Source organism: Acinetobacter sp. Root1280 (assembly GCF_001425285.1).
GTDB lineage: Bacteria > Pseudomonadota > Gammaproteobacteria > Pseudomonadales > Moraxellaceae > Acinetobacter > Acinetobacter guillouiae.
The window spans coordinates 347,986-363,174 of sequence record NZ_LMED01000001.1; the positions used below are offsets into that span (position 1 = coordinate 347,986).

Sequence of the window (15,189 nt, forward strand, 5' to 3'; positions counted from 1 at the left end):
GAAGTAGCAATAAAATGAAAATAGTAATTACAGCGTCATAACAAAGATTTAGACACCTCGAAAGGTGTCTAAAATCATCATTTATTTAAAATTATTTACGTACTGAATCAAGTACTTCTTTGTTTGTCACAACTTCTTGTGCTTTTGAATAACTTTCAATCAGTAATTGATAAGCAGGGAAGATTTGAGTGTACACTTGAGCCCATTCAGCAGCATCTTCACGGTTCCAAGTTTGTTGAATTTCTGAAGCAACCGCCGCTGTATCCATCGGTACCGCACCTGCTTGAACCACACGTGCTAAGGTAATTTCTTGTGCCATTTTGCTATACGTACCTGATGCATCAACCACAACAAAAACTTTATAGCCATCAGCAATTGCACTAATCGCTGGAAAAGCCATACACACACTGGTAATCGTACCCGCAATAATCAGGGTCTTTTTACCTGTTGCTTTAACCGCTTCAACGAACTCTTGATTATGCCAAGCATTAATTTCACCTTTACGTGCGACATATTTTGCATGGGGCGCATTTGCGTGTATTTCAGGAATAAGTGGGCCATTGGGGCCTTGAGGAACTGAGGCCGTGGTAATGACAGGAATGTTTGATAATGATGCTATTTTCGCTAAGGCTGCTGCGCGTTGGCGTAGTTCTGTCATTGGCATATCAGCAACGGTTTGAAATAAACCACTTTGATGATCAATTAACAGCATAACGGAATCATTTACATCAATCACTGGGGCTTGACCATTAAAATTAGCTGGAGTAGACATTTTATATATCCTTAGTTAAGCAATCATTTGCTGTTTTTAATACTAACAGTAGGACAAACATTGAATTATACTATTTATATGACATATTGTCTTATGTAGAGAATAGTTGCGATATTTAAGGGGATATGATGAAAGACTTAAATGACCTGTATTATTTTACCAAAGTGATTGAATATGGCGGCTTTTCAGCTGCAAGTAATGCGTTGGGCGTGACCAAATCATTGTTAAGTCGAAGAGTTGCGGAATTGGAAAACCGTTTAGGAGTAAAACTACTCAATCGAACCACCAAAAGAATTTCGATTACAGATGTCGGGAACATATATTTACAACACTGTAAAGCAATGCTTGTGGAAGCTGAATCAGCTGATGAGGCAATCGCACTGTTAAGCGCAGAGCCGACTGGAATTGTAAAAATTTCTTGTCCTACAAATTTATTGCATATTAATGTCAGTAAAATGTTGAATAAATTTTTAGCACGTTATCCGAAAGTTAAATTGCATGTGGAAGCGACAAATAGAAAGGTAGACTTGTTTAATGAACGTTATGACGTTGCAATTCGAATCAGACCCTTACCTTTAAAAGATAGTGATTTGATTGTACGTAGCCTATCCATTTCAAAACAATTTATTGTCGCAAGCCCTGATTTGTTGAATCAAAATTTCTTGATTAAAACACCAGGAGAATTAACAAGATTGCCTATTTTAATGATGGAGTCTTTGTCCTTTGAATATCATTGGGATCTTTATAATTCTAATAATGAATTATATGTGGTTAAGGATGAGCCGAGGCTAACCACTACTGATTTAAGTGCATTGCATTTAGCGACCTTAGATGGCTTGGGAATTGCAAAACTACCGGAATTAATTATTGCTGAAGACTTAAAAGCGGGCAGGCTAGTTAAAGTGATTCCTGAGTGGGAACCGATGCCAGAGCTTATTCATTTGGCCTATACTTCTAGAAGAGGTCTATTACCATCGGTAAAAGCTTTAATCGAGTTTTTGGTCACTGAGTTTGACCAGGTTTAGTTCTTTACAAGAATCAGCTTTATTTGCCCACCAGAATCTTTGATCGACAACAGGTGAATACTGCAATTGGCATTGAATAAACTGTCATAATTGTTAAAATGCATTTCTTTCGCTGTTTTCATGTTGTTTTTATTTTGTATTTAGGCTGCAAGATGATCAATAACGTTATAATAAACAGTATTTTAATTAAGGATTTTTTAATGTTATCAATTTATTTAACAGATGTTCAGGAAAATGTGCAGTTTAAAGATTACCCTGGTGAGCACCCTGTTAAATTTATTTTAAATTTCAAAAAGATTTTTCCAAGTGTAATGGAAATTTTACTCCCAGTACTTCCTGATGATGAAGACTTGGATAAAATGACTTGGGAATCCACAACTGAAGATTTTGAGATTTTTAAGAAACTCCTTACAGGTTGGGGCGTGATTGAGTTACGTTTACAAGCGATTAGCCAATATAAAAATAAAAATTTTGCAGATCAATTGCTTAAACAAGCTCAAGCCAAACGTAAAGAATTTGCAAAAAAGCAGCAACAATTGTCTACGGTTGAACTGGACTACTTATTTATGCATGAAACACATGCATTGATTGACGCTGAATTGGTTGAGTTAGGTGAAAAATTCTATTTACCTACTTTGCGAGATATTTGGAAAAATTCTGTACCTGCCAAAGTGCTGAATGCTAATTTCTAGTCAAAAATTAGCAATAGATTGAAATGCTCAAATTCATGCATAAAAGGCAGTTTTAAACTGCCTTTTATTTTTTTATTCATCTGTTTAAATTCTTTAAATTGTAGGCCCAAGCGTATAAAACATAAAAAATAGAATAAATATTGAACTGATGATACTTAATATATTTAAAACTTTCATTTTCTAACCAATTGCGATATCTAAATTTTGAGTGGAAACATTTTTAATGCTTAGATTTTATTCGGCAGTTGTTTAAGCATGATGACAATGATTTAAATGAGTTCATTCATTTAGCAAGTCTGAATGATTCGATTTTAAATGTTAGTACTTCTTATTCAATCTTCTTTATTACGTGTTTGTAGGATAAAACTTCTGATTGTGGCTAAAATTATCTCAGTCTTCGTTATGAAAGTCGAAAATAGATTCACTATTATCCTTCATGCTTTACGATGTATACATCTCATGCTCAATTTTAAACTACAACGCAAGCCAGTTATGAAATGTCAACAGCCCCTTATATTTCTCCTAATTCACTTTTGCTTAGAAACATATGACAAAAGTAGATATTTCTAGCAAGTTTTTTTATGTTGTAATACTTTCGATTTTAATCAATTCATACTTGTTATGATTTTTTAAAATATCTTGATAATCTTTTTTAAAGTATCGGATTTCCCCGGGGATATATCCAAGGATATTCAGCAATGTCGAATAATTTTTTAGATTTAATTCATAAACGCCGTACAATTTATGCGATTGGACGTAATGTTAATCAATCTCCTGAGCATCTTACTGATTTGATTCAGCAAGCGATCAAGCAAAGTCCATCTTCTTTTAACTCGCAATCATCTCGGGCAGTGATCTTGTTTAATGCTGAACATGAGAAGTTCTGGAACTTTGTAAAAGTTCAACTGAAAGCTTATGCCAAAGATGAAGCGAGTGCCTTAAAAACAGAGACTAAAATGGACAGCTTTATCGCAGGCTTTGGTACCGTTCTTTTCTTTGAAGATTTAGATGTGATCCAAAACTTACAGGAAAAATTTCCAGCATATGCAGAAAACTTTCCGATTTGGGCTGAACACTCTACAGCAATCGCACAATTTTCAACGTGGACAACCTTAAATAGCGAGGGTATTGGTGCATCCTTACAGCACTACAATCCAATTGTCGATGAACAAGTCCATGCGGAATGGGATATACCCAAAACTTGGAAACTTCGTGCACAGTTGGTATTTGGTTCAATTGAAGCGGCGGCGGCTGAAAAAGCTTATATCGATGATGCTGTGCGTTTTAAAGTGTTTAAATAATTTTATTTTTTCTAGCTTCTTGGCTTGCTCAGCCAAGAAGCTTTGCTGTTGAAAATGCTAACCAATCCATTGATCTGATTATGCAAAGTGTCGGTTATCTAGACCCAAGTTCATTTCGCAGATTGTTTAGAAAGAAAATTGGCTTAACACCCTTAGAATATCGTTGCAGATTCAGTCGTCGGATATCAGCTTTTCAATTGAATTTAGCTTGAAAGTTGAGCTGGTGCTATTTACCCACTAAAAGCTGAGGCGACAATGGATGCTTTTTTAAGTTTTATTGATCATTGCTATATAACAAACAAATCATTAAAAAAGAAAACGATTTCCAAAAAAGTGCTAAAGAGGCTTTGATTTAAAATTTAAATGTACTATAGTAAAGCTAGAAAAGTTGAGTAATATGCTTGGTTTTTATGCAGTTGATTCTTTATTTCAAGTTAAAGATCTACAGTTAAAAGCAAACTTATACTTTTTTCTATCTCTCTCAATATGAGCAATCAATTGTGTTAAGAAGCAGTGGTCTGTTGCTGGCATTTGCGACAGTATTTTTACAGCTTGCGGTTTTTTTACAGCCGTTATTACCGGAGCAGTATCAAATTGCTCCGGTCTGTGAAGACATCACTCAAGCTTTATTGCGACCAACACATGCACATCTTCATCATGAGCAAGAATCTAGTTTTATTCATCACTATTTGCATTTAGATCAAGCCCAGCAAGCAAGCAGTTCAAGTCATGATCATCATGATATTAACCATCAATGTCAGTATTGTGTGGTATATGGCAATTTAGTGATGCCACCAGAAATTGGCGTAAAAGAAATCCTAGTGCGTATTCAAGTACGTTTAATGGCTTATGTTGAAAACTTTCAGCATGTCTATTTTCAATTACAACGCCTGTTTCTGATTCCTCAAGGGCGAGCCCCACCTGTAGTCTTTGCATAACACATTCACCGATCCATAGGTTTAGCATTTTTAAATAAAGGCTTTAAAGCCATGCGATCGTATTTCGAATTTATTGTGTAGAGAATGATCATGATTTTTCAAAATTTCCTCGATTTGCAGGAAAGCAGACTTTGCATGCTATTTTTAGCATTGTTTAAAAATACAGCAAAAAGAAAACAACAGATTGTACTGAATGTTCAGGCGTATGCTGAGTTTGTACAACAAAAAATGTTTATCAATGTATTCAAAATTCAACCTTTACCAACTTTACCAATGAATAAGGTGATGTCATGGATCTAGGATTAACTGCTTTAGAATTGGCGCGTATTCAGTTTGCTTTTACTGTTTCTTTCCATATTATTTTTCCTTCAATTTCTATCGGGCTTGCAAGCTTTTTAGCTGTACTTGAATGGCGCTGGTTAAAAACTCAAAATCCTGTTTACCAAGATTTATTTAAATTCTGGGTGAAAATTTTTGCTGTCGCTTTTGGGATGGGCGTGGTTTCTGGTGTGGTGATGAGTTATCAGTTTGGAACAAACTGGAGTGAATTTTCACGTGTTGCAGGCTCGGTAACTGGTCCATTACTGGCTTATGAAGTGCTGAGTGCATTTTTCTTAGAAGCTGGTTTCCTTGGCATTATGCTCTTTGGTTGGGGACGGGTAGGTCCTCGAGCGCATTTCTTTGCAACAGCTATGGTGGCCATTGGTACCTGTATTTCAATGTTTTGGATTTTATCTTCAAACAGTTGGATGCAAACACCACAAGGCTTTAGCATCGAAAATGGGATTATCGTGCCGCAAGATTGGTTTGCAATTGTGTTTAACCCCTCATTTCCTTATCGTTTAGCCCATATGGCTGCAGCAGCATTCCTTGTTTCAGCCTTACTGGTGGCTGCAACTGCTGCTTGGCATTTATTAAAAGGACGCCGTGACGCATTAATCAAAAAATCGTTCTCTATGGCATTGTGGATGATTCTGATCCTTGCACCATTACAAGTTCTCATCGGTGATAATCACGGTCTAAATACCTTAAAACATCAGCCTGCTAAACTTGCAGCGATTGAAGGGCATTGGGAAACCAACAAAGGTGAGGGCATGCCGCTATATCTGTTTGGTATTCCAGATATGCAGGCAGAAGAAACCAAATATGCTATCGGTATTCCAAATCTTGGTAGCTTAATCATGACCCATACGCTGGATGGAGAGGTAAAAGGCTTAAAAGAGTTTGCACCTGAAGATCGTCCTAATTCTACCGTGGTGTTCTGGAGTTTTAGAATCATGGTTGGAATGGGCATGCTGATGATTCTACTTGCCGTGATGGCATTGTTTCTACGTAAAGGCGGCAAGCTTTATGAAAACAAATGGTTACACCGTTTTGCTTTCGCTATGGGACCTTCAGGATTTATTGCCTTGCTTGCAGGCTGGTTTACCACAGAAGTTGGTCGTCAACCGTGGGTGGTATATGGAGTGATGCGAACCAAAGATGCTTTATCTCCAGTTTCGGCGGAACAAGTCGGCCTCACTTTAATTATTTTCGTTGTGGTGTATTGCATCGTATTTGGCATCGGCATTTACTATATGTTGAAATTGATGCACAAAGGTCCACAATTTATCTACGCCACACCAGAAAGTGTAGCGCATAGTGAAGAAGCGGTTATTTTGGCCTCTAAACGTCCATTGACGAGTGTTGAAGATAGCGTTGATTCCAATGAACAGGAGCGTAAATAATGATTGATTTATCTCTGATTTGGATTGTCATTATCGCCATTGGTGTATTCATTTATGTGGTACTAGATGGTTTTGATTTAGGGATTGGGATTTTATTTCCCTTTGTTAAGGATCAACACGAACGTGATGTGATGATGAACACCGTTGCACCTGTTTGGGATGGTAATGAAACCTGGATGGTGCTGGGCGGTGCAGCATTATATGCGGCGTTTCCAATGGTCTATGCCACTGTATTATCCGCATTATATATGCCAGTTATCCTTATGGTGATTGCTTTAATTTTCCGTGGTGTGGCTTTTGAGTTTCGTTTTAAAGCCAATCGAACCAAGCATTTATGGGACAAAGCATTTATTGGTGGTTCAATTCTTGCTAGCTTTTTCCAAGGGATGATTCTTGGTGCATATATCCAAGGGATTAAAGTTGAAAATCATATGTATGCAGGTGGTGGTTTAGACTGGTTATCGCCGTTTACTGTGTTTACAGGTATTGGTGTCGTTGTACTTTACGCAGCACTGGGTTGTGGATGGTTAATTTTTAAAACTGAACTTGATTTACAAGATCGTATGTATCAGTTGATGCCTAAATTAATCGTTGCTTTGTTTGTCATCTTTGGCGCAGTCAGTATTTATACCCCGATGGCGCATCCTGAAATTGCAGCACGCTGGTTTAGCCAACCACAATTGATGTATTTTAGTCCCGTACCAATATTGGTGGTGCTGTTTACTTTCCTAGTACTTCGCGCATGTAAAAAGCGTTATGAACTAAGCCCATTCCTTTATACCTTGGCTTTGGTTTTCCTTGCTTATACTGGGTTTATCATCAGTTTGTGGCCTTATGTGATTCCGCCATCAGTGACTATCTGGGAAGCTGCTGCGCCACAGAGCAGTCAATTGTTTGCTTTAATTGGTGCATTGATTTTAATTCCAATTATTTTGATCTATACCGGGCTTTCATATTGGGTGTTCCGAGACAAAGTTCGAATTGGTGATGAAGGTTATCACTAAACTTAAAAGTAGCATGTTTAATCTTTTGGCTTGAGTAAAAAATAGCCTAAGCAAGATTAAACATGTAGTAGGGTAAAAATTTAAAGGTTTAAATGAGGTAAGCAAGTATGAAACTATCTCAAACGCAATGGTTTGTCGTGTTATGGCTAGGTGGATTTCTAACATTGGCGCTTATTGCTGGTTTTTTTAGAATGTTGATTCAGTTGGCCTACTAAGGTTTTGCTAAAGTAAAAGTGAGGAACGCAGTTCCTCATTTTTTGTTTTTCATTAACTATTGAGATAATAGACTGAAATAAAAATATGAATCACAGTAATGGCAACAATGAAAATAATCTTAAAATAATAAAATAGCCTAAGCAAGATTATAGGAATGCAATTGGATCTTCTCTTTTATAATGACATAAAAAGTACTTTATCTAATTTAAACTGGATTTTATGTCATGTTTGGATCATTTTCTTGCCAAGATGAATGGTTAAATACCGATTCATTATGATCAATGTTTTCATTATCCATAATATATAAATGGCTGGCATTGTTGAATTTTAGTTTTTGAGTATATCTAGAAAGAAATAGGGTTCTAATTGACGAATTTCTGTGGGTTTAAGACCCGCATCTAACAAGTATTTTTCTCTATTTTCGAGAACATCACGGACATCCTTAATACATGCTCTGGCTTGATCTAGGTTTAGTCCAAAGGCATTGCTACGACTGATAAGGTTGTCATAGCTTCCAAACCGTCCATCATTGCCTAAAACCAGAGCATGTTCATTTGGAAATGAGCTTGGCATACCATGAGGTAAAACATCAAAAAGCGGGCTTAGGGCATAATGTTGCTTTTTCATGTCATACATTAAAAAACCATGATTTTTTAAATGATCGTCAGTATTGCTAATCATGACATTCAGCACCATCCGCTTATAGAGTTCTTTTTGATTACTGATAGCATCAAAACAAATCTGACTACAGACTTTGGCAATACTCATATAGGACATTTTAGGATCATCTATACGAATTTTCTGAATATTGAGCAAACTATTGGCACTGATATAGTGTTTTTTACGTTCAGGGCAATTTCGATCAAAGCGTTCAACTAAGAGAATAGGGCGACCGGCACATTCTGTTAGTTCAGCATTACATGTATTGAGCCCCATGTCTCGTGCCATATTCAGCGAAGCATATTCAACTTTACAGGTATCAAACAAATCATCACTTTTATTAAATTTGGCAATCCATTCCTTATTCTTATACATCACAAGGGTTTTGGGTCTGGCTCCGCCCATTGAAGCCCCGTTATATAACAGCTTATTTAATTCGAGTTGCTCAAGTTTCATCTCAAACGGATCTCGTTTTTTTTCGATGAGTTCAGTAATTTGTATAAAAGTTTCTAATTCTTCATATTGAATGATATTTGAATTGTTTTTTATATGCGATTTAGACAAGCTTCCAACAATACAGCCGACTGAATTTCCTTGTGAAGCGAGTAACCATTCTAATTGGTTTAATGGTGTTCTACGGTGTAAGGCATTGGTTAAGCGTTTACCCCAATTGTCTGGTGTTGCATCTGCAAGTACACCAAAACCATCTTTAGAAATAGTTTCATATGGTTTGTTATAAGACTGAAAGCTTAGATTAAGTGGATCTAAAGGGAAGGCATCTGCACGTTGTAAGTATGATTGACCATAAAGAAAGCGATAAATCGGCTTTTCATAAGAATAGTGTGCAGCAATTGTTGGCTGGGAGCCTGTATCTATGAAAACATAACATCCTTTAACTTCATCCATGTTCATTTACCTATCAGAAATCATCACTAATCACAGACTGTTTCTTTAATCTTGCACGTACTGAACTATTACGATTTTCGAGTGCTAAGCCAACTTCATCCAACTCAGGATTCGCGAGTGAGCCTAGGGTATGTTCAAGGCCAAAGATCACTAAAACTGAAATCACATTTTTTAGGCTGGTACTTGGATCACCTTTTTCCATACGTGAGATCGTTCGGTTATCTACATGAATGCGATTGGCCAAATCATGAATGGTCATATTACGTCGAAGTCGGGCTTTTTTGATATTTGTCCCAATTTGAGTCAACATGTCTTCCACACCATCAAGCATAAAATTATGCGCCGAAGTTCTCATAGCAATATCATCCAAAACATGACATAAAATGTATACTATCATGGTTAACATGGATTTTATGTCTTATTTTTATAATTTGAGTTCAATGTATTGATGCTGAATGGAATAGTTAAGTAGCTTAATTTCACCTACTAGAATGAAGAAAATCATCAAGAATAGGAATGATAGTAAATGAGCGGCTTAACTGCATGCTAAATCCAATCGTTTATAAAATAGCCTAAGCAAAAATTTTAGAAATTTCTTCTCTTAAATAAATATGCCTAGAATTTTCATTTAGCGCACCGTGCCAATAAATTCCCATATTTAATAGAGGTAGATCAATAGGATGCTCAAAAATATTGATACTTTGATCAACTTGTAAATGTGCCAGTATCTGCTTTGGAATGGTTAACATCGCATCAGGATATTGTGCTAAAACTTGCAGGGCAGTTGAATAATGCTGACAACGCATAAAAATCTGACGACGAAATTGCGCTTGATTTAAATATATATCCTCTAAAAGCAAACCAGTACGGCGTGAAGAAACACCGATATGAGGTGATGCAAAATACAGTTCAGAATTGATATTTGTATGCTGAGAACAAATCACAAAATGATCTTGAACCAAATTTTGATAATTAATTTTATCACCATAATTTTGTTCTAGATCAATGACAAAATCGACTTGTTGAGCAGCTAAATCAGCAATTACATTTTTGCGGTCAAGCTTGGTACTTAGAAACTGAATGGTTAAATTCAATTTTTGAAAATGATGAATCAATTTAGGAAAAATAATCGGTTCAATTTCATCATGTATTGCAATGCGTAAGGTTTGTACTGAACTGGGATCAAACTGTTGTTTTTGTTTGGAGATATTTTGAAAAGCAAATAAAGCATTTTGTACAGATGGATAAATCTGTTCAGCAAAAGGGGTAGGCAGCATTTTACTCCCAGCGCGAACAAATAAATCATCTTGCAAATGCAGCCTAAGTCTTTGTAAAGCATGACTTGCAGCAGACTGAGTAATGCATAAAATCTTTGCCGCTTTTGAAATATTTCTTTGTTCATAAATGGTGATAAAAAGCGGGTATAAATTAATATCAATATGATTGAAAATCGACATATCAAGATTGGTTTTATTATGAATCATATTCATAGTGAGGTATTGAATTAAATCATTTGGTTCATAATAGGTTTTCAGCTAAGGTAAAGTAAAGAGTCACTATTCAAATATTTATCCATATATTTACAGGAAGATAAGCATGTTTGAACTTTCAGCACGTGCGCAAGAATTTGTAGAACGTACCCAAGCCTTTATTAAAAATGAAATTGAACCTGTAGAAGCTGATTTTTGGAATGAAGTCCATCATTTGAATCAAGGCGGTGATTGGACAAAATGGCAATGGCCAGCACAACTTGAACTCCTGAAAAATAAAGCAAAAGCTGCTGGACTTTGGAACATGTTTTTACCAGACCCAGTATTGGGTGCAGGTTTATCTGTACAGGAATATGCCCATATCGCAGAACTGTCAGGCCGTAGTTTAATCGCACCCACAGTATTTAATTGTAATGCTCCAGATAGTGGCAATATGGAAGTGCTATGGCGTTATGGTTCAGATCAACAAAAACAACAATGGCTTAAGCCGTTATTAGAAGGAAAAATCCGTTCAGTATTCTGTATGACTGAACCAGCAGTTGCTTCATCGGACGCAACCAACATGCAGGCAACTGCAGTGGTAGATGGTGATGAAATTGTATTGAATGGTCGTAAATGGTGGTCTTCAGGTTTGGGAGATCCAAATGCGAAAATTATTATCTTTATGGCGCATACGCCTGATGAAAGCAAAGATCGTCATCATCAACATTCCATGGTTTTAGTGCCTGTAGATACTCAAGGCGTGACCATTGAACGTATGTTACCCGTGTTTGGTGATTATGATGCGCCACATGGTCACGGCGAAATTAGTTTTAATCAAGTTCGTGTACCTGTAAGTAATTTTATTGGTGGTGCTGGACAAGGGTTTGAAATTGCACAAGGGCGTCTAGGTCCGGGTCGTATTCATCATTGTATGCGATGCATTGGTGCTGCTGAAAAAGCATTAGAATTAATGATTGATCGAGGAATGAGTCGAACTGCTTTTGGTAAAGAAGTGCTTAAATTAGGTGGAAATTTAGAACGTGTGGCAGATGCTCGTGTTGCGATTGATCAAGCACGACTGTTAACCCTGTATGCGGCGTATAAAATGGATACTCAAGGGACTATGGCTGCGCTTACCGAGATTTCAGCCATTAAAGTTGTTGCACCTTCAGTTCTTGAAAAAGTAGTTGATATGGCCATTCAAATTCATGGTGGCATGGGCGTATCACGAGATACACCTTTAACAGCATTCTTTGCTCAAGCCCGCAGTTTACGTTTAGCGGATGGCCCAGATGAAGTGCATAAAGGGATGATTGCAAAATTAGAATTAAAAAAACGAGGTTATGGCTCGCGTAAAAAATAACAATTTGCTGATAAAAAATAACTGCTTTATGTTAGAGGTGTTATATATAAAGTAGTGAGCAAGTGAAGTTTTTAGTTAAAAGTATCATTCTTTAGAGATGTATGGTTTAAAACATAAGATTCAGGGAAATAATATGTCAGTCATTGATATTGGTGGAAATATACGTGAAGGCGAGGAGCTGGACATTCGTGCTGTCGGAAATTGGCTCATTGAAAATGGATCTGAAATTTCAGGCAATGTAGAAGTGACTCAATATTCTGGCGGAGCTTCAAACTGGACCTATCGTTTAAAATATGACAATGCTGATTTAATTTTACGTCGTCCACCCAAAGGGACAAAGGCGAAATCTGCACATGATATGGCGCGTGAATATCATGTACAAAAATGGCTTGCACCATACTACCCAGTTCTTCCTGAAATGGTCGCGCTGTGTCAGGATGAATCCGTAATTGGTTGTGACTTCTATGTGATGAAACGCATTGAAGGTATTATTCCGCGTGCCAAACTGCCCCCTGAGCTGAATTTTACTCAACAGCAAGTGCATGAATTATGTATTAATGTCTTAGACAAGCTGATTGAATTACATCAAGTTCCATATCAAGGCACCGAACTCGAAAAACTTGGAAAAGGTGATGGGTATTGCCGTCGTCAAGTTGAAGGTTGGGATGCACGTTATGAAAAGGCGCACACCATCAATGTGCCGAGTTTTAAATTTGTACGTAAATGGCTTAATGAAAATATTCCTGCTGACTCAAACACGTGTTTGATTCACAATGATTGGCGTTTTGATAATGTCATTCTTGACCCTAAAAACCCAACCCAAGTGATTGGTGTATTGGATTGGGAAATGGCAACTATTGGTGATCCTCTTATGGATTTAGGTTCTGCTTTGGCCTATTGGGTGGAAGATACAGACAACCAAATTTTTAAATCAACCCGTCGCCAGCCTACACATTTAAAAGGGATGCTTACCCGTAAAGAAGTGGTTGAATATTATTTAGAAAAAACCGGATTAAAACCTGATAATTGGGCATTCTACGAAGTATTTGGTATTTTCCGTTTAGCTGTAATCGCACAGCAAATTTATTATCGTTACTATCATAAACAAACAGATAATCCTGCTTTTAAAGATTTTTGGATTGTGATTCATGCCTTACATATTCGTGCATTAAAACTTATCGGTTTACAAAAAATTGAAGCCAATGAAGTTGCACAGAAATATCTTGAAAAATTTAAGGAAATTTTAGGAAAATGACCACAATCTACCTCGTTCGTCATGGACAAGCGTCATTTGGTGCAGAGAGTTATGACAAACTTTCACCCAATGGCGAGTTACAAGCCAAACTATTGGGGCAATATCTCGATAAAATTTTGAAAGAAGAGCCTTATGTGGTTGCAGGTTCAATGTTACGCCATCAGCAAACAGCAAGTTTTGCTTTGGCTGAAAGTTTTTCCGATGCTCAAATTGTGACTGACCATCATTGGAATGAATTTAACCACCAACAAGTTTTTGCTCAATATGATCCGCGTTTTAATCAACCGCATCTACTTCAACAAGATGTTGCCAAAGAAAAAAGTCCACGTGCCTATTTGGCAAAAATTTTTGAAGGGGCAATTGACCGTTGGACTGGTGGTGAATATCACCATGAGTATGACGAATCTTGGCCAGATTTTAAAAACCGTGTAGAAACGGCTTTACAGAATTTATGTGATGAGTTAGTGAAAACCAAACCTCGCTATGCAATCGTATTTACTTCTGGCGGAGTTATTTCAGTTGTTGCAGGAAAACTCTTGGAGTTAAGTGCCAATAAAACCTTTGCATTGAATTGGGCAATTGCCAATACCAGTTTAACGACATTAAGACTGGTGGGAAATGAACCGCAATTACTGAGTCTGAATGAACATCATTTTATTAAGGCTGAAGATCCGCAATTATTGACGTGGATTTAAAGTCGCACTTTTAGAAATATAAAAACAGTTTAAGGAATTTGTCATGGCAAAAACGATTTTAATCACAGGCGCAAGTTCTGGAATCGGTGCAGGAATGGCACGAGAATTTGCGCAAAAAGGTTATAACTTAGCCGTCTGTGCGCGTCGTTTAGAGCGTTTAGAAAGCTTAAAACAAGAGTTGGAGTCTAAATATGGTATCAAAGTGATTGCCAAAACTTTAGATGTGACCAACTATGAGCAAGTTTTTCAAGTCTTTCGAGCTTTTAAGCAGGACTTTGGTAAGCTCGATCGTATCATTGTCAATGCAGGTGTTGGTGATGGTCGTCGAATTGGCAATGGTAAATTTGAAATTAACCGTGCAACTGTAGAAACCAATTTCATTTCTGCACTGGCACAGTGTGAAGCCGCTGTTGAAATATTCCGTGAGCAAAAGTTTGGTCATCTGGTTGTGATTTCTTCTATGAGTGCACTTCGTGGTATGCCTAAACACTTGACCGCATATGGAGCAAGTAAAGCTGGTGTAGCTGCTTTAGCGGAAGGGATACGTGCTGAGTTAATTGACACGAAAATTAAAGTTTCTACGATTTTCCCTGGTTATATTCGTACTGAAATTAATGAAGGGGCAAAAAAACTGCCGTTTGAGGTCGATGTTGAAACAGGTTCTCATTTATTGGTTAAAGCAATTGAAAAACAACCTGTTAAAGCTTATGTACCACAATGGCCTTGGTTACCGATAGGACTAGCCATGAAAATATTGCCATTAAAAATTGTGAATAAACTCGGTTGAGTTTTATTTAGCTTTAAAAGACCCAACAAGGGTCTTTTTTATTGCATTGCATAGATAAAGCTTTAAAATCTAACTGGATAAAAAATAATGAGAATTTTAACATGTTTATCGTATTGGGTTTTTTCCTGACCAGCTTTTTAGTTTTTCTTGCGCGTATCTTGTATCTCTTCTTTTTTGAAAAGCACTGTGAAATTCAACAATGCCTTATGCAAATCGATGATATTCAAAAGTTAATGTATCTTGGTATCATTTTAATCGGGACCTATAATGCCTATTTGATGAGCAAAAGCAGAAAGTATGCGGTTTTAATTTTTGAGTTTATTGGTACATTTATATTTGCTTTTGCCTTAAATTTTGTTGATTTAGCCCAATAGCA

Annotated in this window: 17 protein-coding genes and 1 pseudogene; 14 read left to right on the forward strand and 4 right to left on the reverse strand. The window is 36.8% G+C overall.

Annotation, left to right across the window (positions count from 1 at the left end):
• Positions 1–91: 91 nt before the first annotated feature.
• Complete coding sequence (locus ASC84_RS01705; RefSeq protein WP_056511050.1) at positions 92–772, reverse strand: hydrolase; 681 nt, start codon at positions 770–772, stop codon at positions 92–94.
• A gap of 128 nt (positions 773–900) precedes the next feature.
• Here ASC84_RS01705 and ASC84_RS01710 point away from each other — a divergent pair, with 128 nt between their 5' ends.
• The 9 genes and pseudogenes from ASC84_RS01710 (at position 901) to ASC84_RS22585 (ending at position 7,674) form a co-directional block, all read left to right on the forward strand.
• On the forward strand, positions 901–1,797 hold the full coding sequence (locus ASC84_RS01710; RefSeq protein ID WP_056511052.1) for a LysR substrate-binding domain-containing protein: 897 nt from the start codon (positions 901–903) through the stop codon (positions 1,795–1,797).
• A 200-nt stretch (positions 1,798–1,997) separates the two neighbouring features.
• The gene (locus tag ASC84_RS01715; protein WP_004720580.1) at positions 1,998–2,489 is read left to right on the forward strand and encodes a hypothetical protein; all 492 of its coding nucleotides are present in this window, start codon (positions 1,998–2,000) and stop codon (positions 2,487–2,489) included.
• Positions 2,490–3,187: 698 nt separating this feature from the next.
• Positions 3,188–3,790 carry a nitroreductase family protein gene (locus ASC84_RS01720; RefSeq protein WP_056511055.1) on the forward strand — a complete coding sequence of 201 codons (603 nt, stop codon included), beginning with the start codon at positions 3,188–3,190 and terminating at the stop codon, positions 3,788–3,790.
• Positions 3,791–3,849: 59 nt separating this feature from the next.
• Positions 3,850–4,002, forward strand: a pseudogene (locus tag ASC84_RS22580) (AraC family transcriptional regulator); the annotation flags it as partial.
• 285 nt (positions 4,003–4,287) lie between these two features.
• Entirely contained in the window at positions 4,288–4,728 is a 441-nt protein-coding gene (locus ASC84_RS01725) for a DUF2946 domain-containing protein (RefSeq protein WP_035370977.1), read from the forward strand.
• A gap of 135 nt (positions 4,729–4,863) precedes the next feature.
• Positions 4,864–5,028: a hypothetical protein gene (locus ASC84_RS01730; protein WP_227515075.1), complete on the forward strand. Its 165-nt coding sequence runs from the start codon at positions 4,864–4,866 to the stop codon at positions 5,026–5,028.
• Entirely contained in the window at positions 5,019–6,455 is a 1,437-nt protein-coding gene (locus ASC84_RS01735; protein ID WP_056511061.1) for a cytochrome ubiquinol oxidase subunit I, read from the forward strand. Before ASC84_RS01730 ends, ASC84_RS01735 begins: the two co-directional genes overlap by 10 nt.
• Positions 6,455–7,459 carry a cytochrome d ubiquinol oxidase subunit II gene (gene cydB / locus ASC84_RS01740; RefSeq protein ID WP_004821432.1) on the forward strand — a complete coding sequence of 335 codons (1,005 nt, stop codon included), beginning with the start codon at positions 6,455–6,457 and terminating at the stop codon, positions 7,457–7,459. The genes ASC84_RS01735 and cydB overlap by 1 nt, the downstream gene beginning before the upstream one ends.
• A gap of 107 nt (positions 7,460–7,566) precedes the next feature.
• Positions 7,567–7,674: a hypothetical protein gene (locus ASC84_RS22585; RefSeq protein WP_004720571.1), complete on the forward strand. Its 108-nt coding sequence runs from the start codon at positions 7,567–7,569 to the stop codon at positions 7,672–7,674.
• Positions 7,675–8,002: 328 nt separating this feature from the next.
• Here ASC84_RS22585 and ASC84_RS01745 read toward each other — a convergent pair whose 3' ends face one another.
• From ASC84_RS01745 to ASC84_RS01755, 3 genes are all read right to left on the reverse strand, one after another.
• On the reverse strand, positions 8,003–9,241 hold the full coding sequence (locus tag ASC84_RS01745) for a type II toxin-antitoxin system HipA family toxin (RefSeq protein WP_004720569.1): 1,239 nt from the start codon (positions 9,239–9,241) through the stop codon (positions 8,003–8,005).
• Positions 9,242–9,254: 13 nt separating this feature from the next.
• Positions 9,255–9,596, reverse strand: coding sequence for a helix-turn-helix transcriptional regulator (locus ASC84_RS01750; RefSeq protein WP_051065603.1), 342 nt, complete (start codon positions 9,594–9,596; stop codon positions 9,255–9,257).
• 217 nt (positions 9,597–9,813) lie between these two features.
• A complete protein-coding gene (locus tag ASC84_RS01755) occupies positions 9,814–10,731 on the reverse strand; it encodes a LysR family transcriptional regulator (protein WP_056511062.1) in 918 nt (305 codons plus the stop codon).
• A gap of 106 nt (positions 10,732–10,837) precedes the next feature.
• On the opposite strand from ASC84_RS01755, the gene ASC84_RS01760 reads away from it, so the two are divergent.
• The 5 genes from ASC84_RS01760 (at position 10,838) to ASC84_RS01780 (ending at position 15,187) form a co-directional block, all read left to right on the forward strand.
• A complete protein-coding gene (locus ASC84_RS01760) occupies positions 10,838–12,076 on the forward strand; it encodes an acyl-CoA dehydrogenase family protein (protein ID WP_056511065.1) in 1,239 nt (412 codons plus the stop codon).
• Between the two features lie 133 nt (positions 12,077–12,209).
• On the forward strand, positions 12,210–13,331 hold the full coding sequence (locus tag ASC84_RS01765) for a phosphotransferase family protein (protein ID WP_034610477.1): 1,122 nt from the start codon (positions 12,210–12,212) through the stop codon (positions 13,329–13,331).
• On the forward strand, positions 13,328–14,026 hold the full coding sequence (locus tag ASC84_RS01770) for a histidine phosphatase family protein (protein ID WP_004720559.1): 699 nt from the start codon (positions 13,328–13,330) through the stop codon (positions 14,024–14,026). The genes ASC84_RS01765 and ASC84_RS01770 overlap by 4 nt, the downstream gene beginning before the upstream one ends.
• Positions 14,027–14,069: 43 nt before the next feature.
• A complete protein-coding gene (locus ASC84_RS01775) occupies positions 14,070–14,813 on the forward strand; it encodes an SDR family oxidoreductase (protein ID WP_004720558.1) in 744 nt (247 codons plus the stop codon).
• A gap of 101 nt (positions 14,814–14,914) precedes the next feature.
• Positions 14,915–15,187 carry a hypothetical protein gene (locus ASC84_RS01780; RefSeq protein ID WP_056511068.1) on the forward strand — a complete coding sequence of 91 codons (273 nt, stop codon included), beginning with the start codon at positions 14,915–14,917 and terminating at the stop codon, positions 15,185–15,187.
• Positions 15,188–15,189: the final 2 nt, after the last annotated feature.

Coding starts and splice junctions, on each gene's coding strand:
- ASC84_RS01705 (WP_056511050.1), bottom strand. CDS start 772: ATGTCTACTCCAGCTAATTTTAATGGTCAAGCCCCAGTGATTGATGTA.
- ASC84_RS01710 (WP_056511052.1), top strand. CDS start 901: ATGAAAGACTTAAATGACCTGTATTATTTTACCAAAGTGATTGAATAT.
- ASC84_RS01715 (WP_004720580.1), top strand. CDS start 1,998: ATGTTATCAATTTATTTAACAGATGTTCAGGAAAATGTGCAGTTTAAA.
- ASC84_RS01720 (WP_056511055.1), top strand. CDS start 3,188: ATGTCGAATAATTTTTTAGATTTAATTCATAAACGCCGTACAATTTAT.
- ASC84_RS01730 (WP_227515075.1), top strand. CDS start 4,864: ATGCTATTTTTAGCATTGTTTAAAAATACAGCAAAAAGAAAACAACAG.
- ASC84_RS01735 (WP_056511061.1), top strand. CDS start 5,019: ATGGATCTAGGATTAACTGCTTTAGAATTGGCGCGTATTCAGTTTGCT.
- cydB (WP_004821432.1), top strand. CDS start 6,455: ATGATTGATTTATCTCTGATTTGGATTGTCATTATCGCCATTGGTGTA.
- ASC84_RS22585 (WP_004720571.1), top strand. CDS start 7,567: ATGAAACTATCTCAAACGCAATGGTTTGTCGTGTTATGGCTAGGTGGA.
- ASC84_RS01745 (WP_004720569.1), bottom strand. CDS start 9,241: ATGGATGAAGTTAAAGGATGTTATGTTTTCATAGATACAGGCTCCCAG.
- ASC84_RS01750 (WP_051065603.1), bottom strand. CDS start 9,596: ATGAGAACTTCGGCGCATAATTTTATGCTTGATGGTGTGGAAGACATG.
- ASC84_RS01755 (WP_056511062.1), bottom strand. CDS start 10,731: ATGAATATGATTCATAATAAAACCAATCTTGATATGTCGATTTTCAAT.
- ASC84_RS01760 (WP_056511065.1), top strand. CDS start 10,838: ATGTTTGAACTTTCAGCACGTGCGCAAGAATTTGTAGAACGTACCCAA.
- ASC84_RS01765 (WP_034610477.1), top strand. CDS start 12,210: ATGTCAGTCATTGATATTGGTGGAAATATACGTGAAGGCGAGGAGCTG.
- ASC84_RS01770 (WP_004720559.1), top strand. CDS start 13,328: ATGACCACAATCTACCTCGTTCGTCATGGACAAGCGTCATTTGGTGCA.
- ASC84_RS01775 (WP_004720558.1), top strand. CDS start 14,070: ATGGCAAAAACGATTTTAATCACAGGCGCAAGTTCTGGAATCGGTGCA.
- ASC84_RS01780 (WP_056511068.1), top strand. CDS start 14,915: ATGTTTATCGTATTGGGTTTTTTCCTGACCAGCTTTTTAGTTTTTCTT.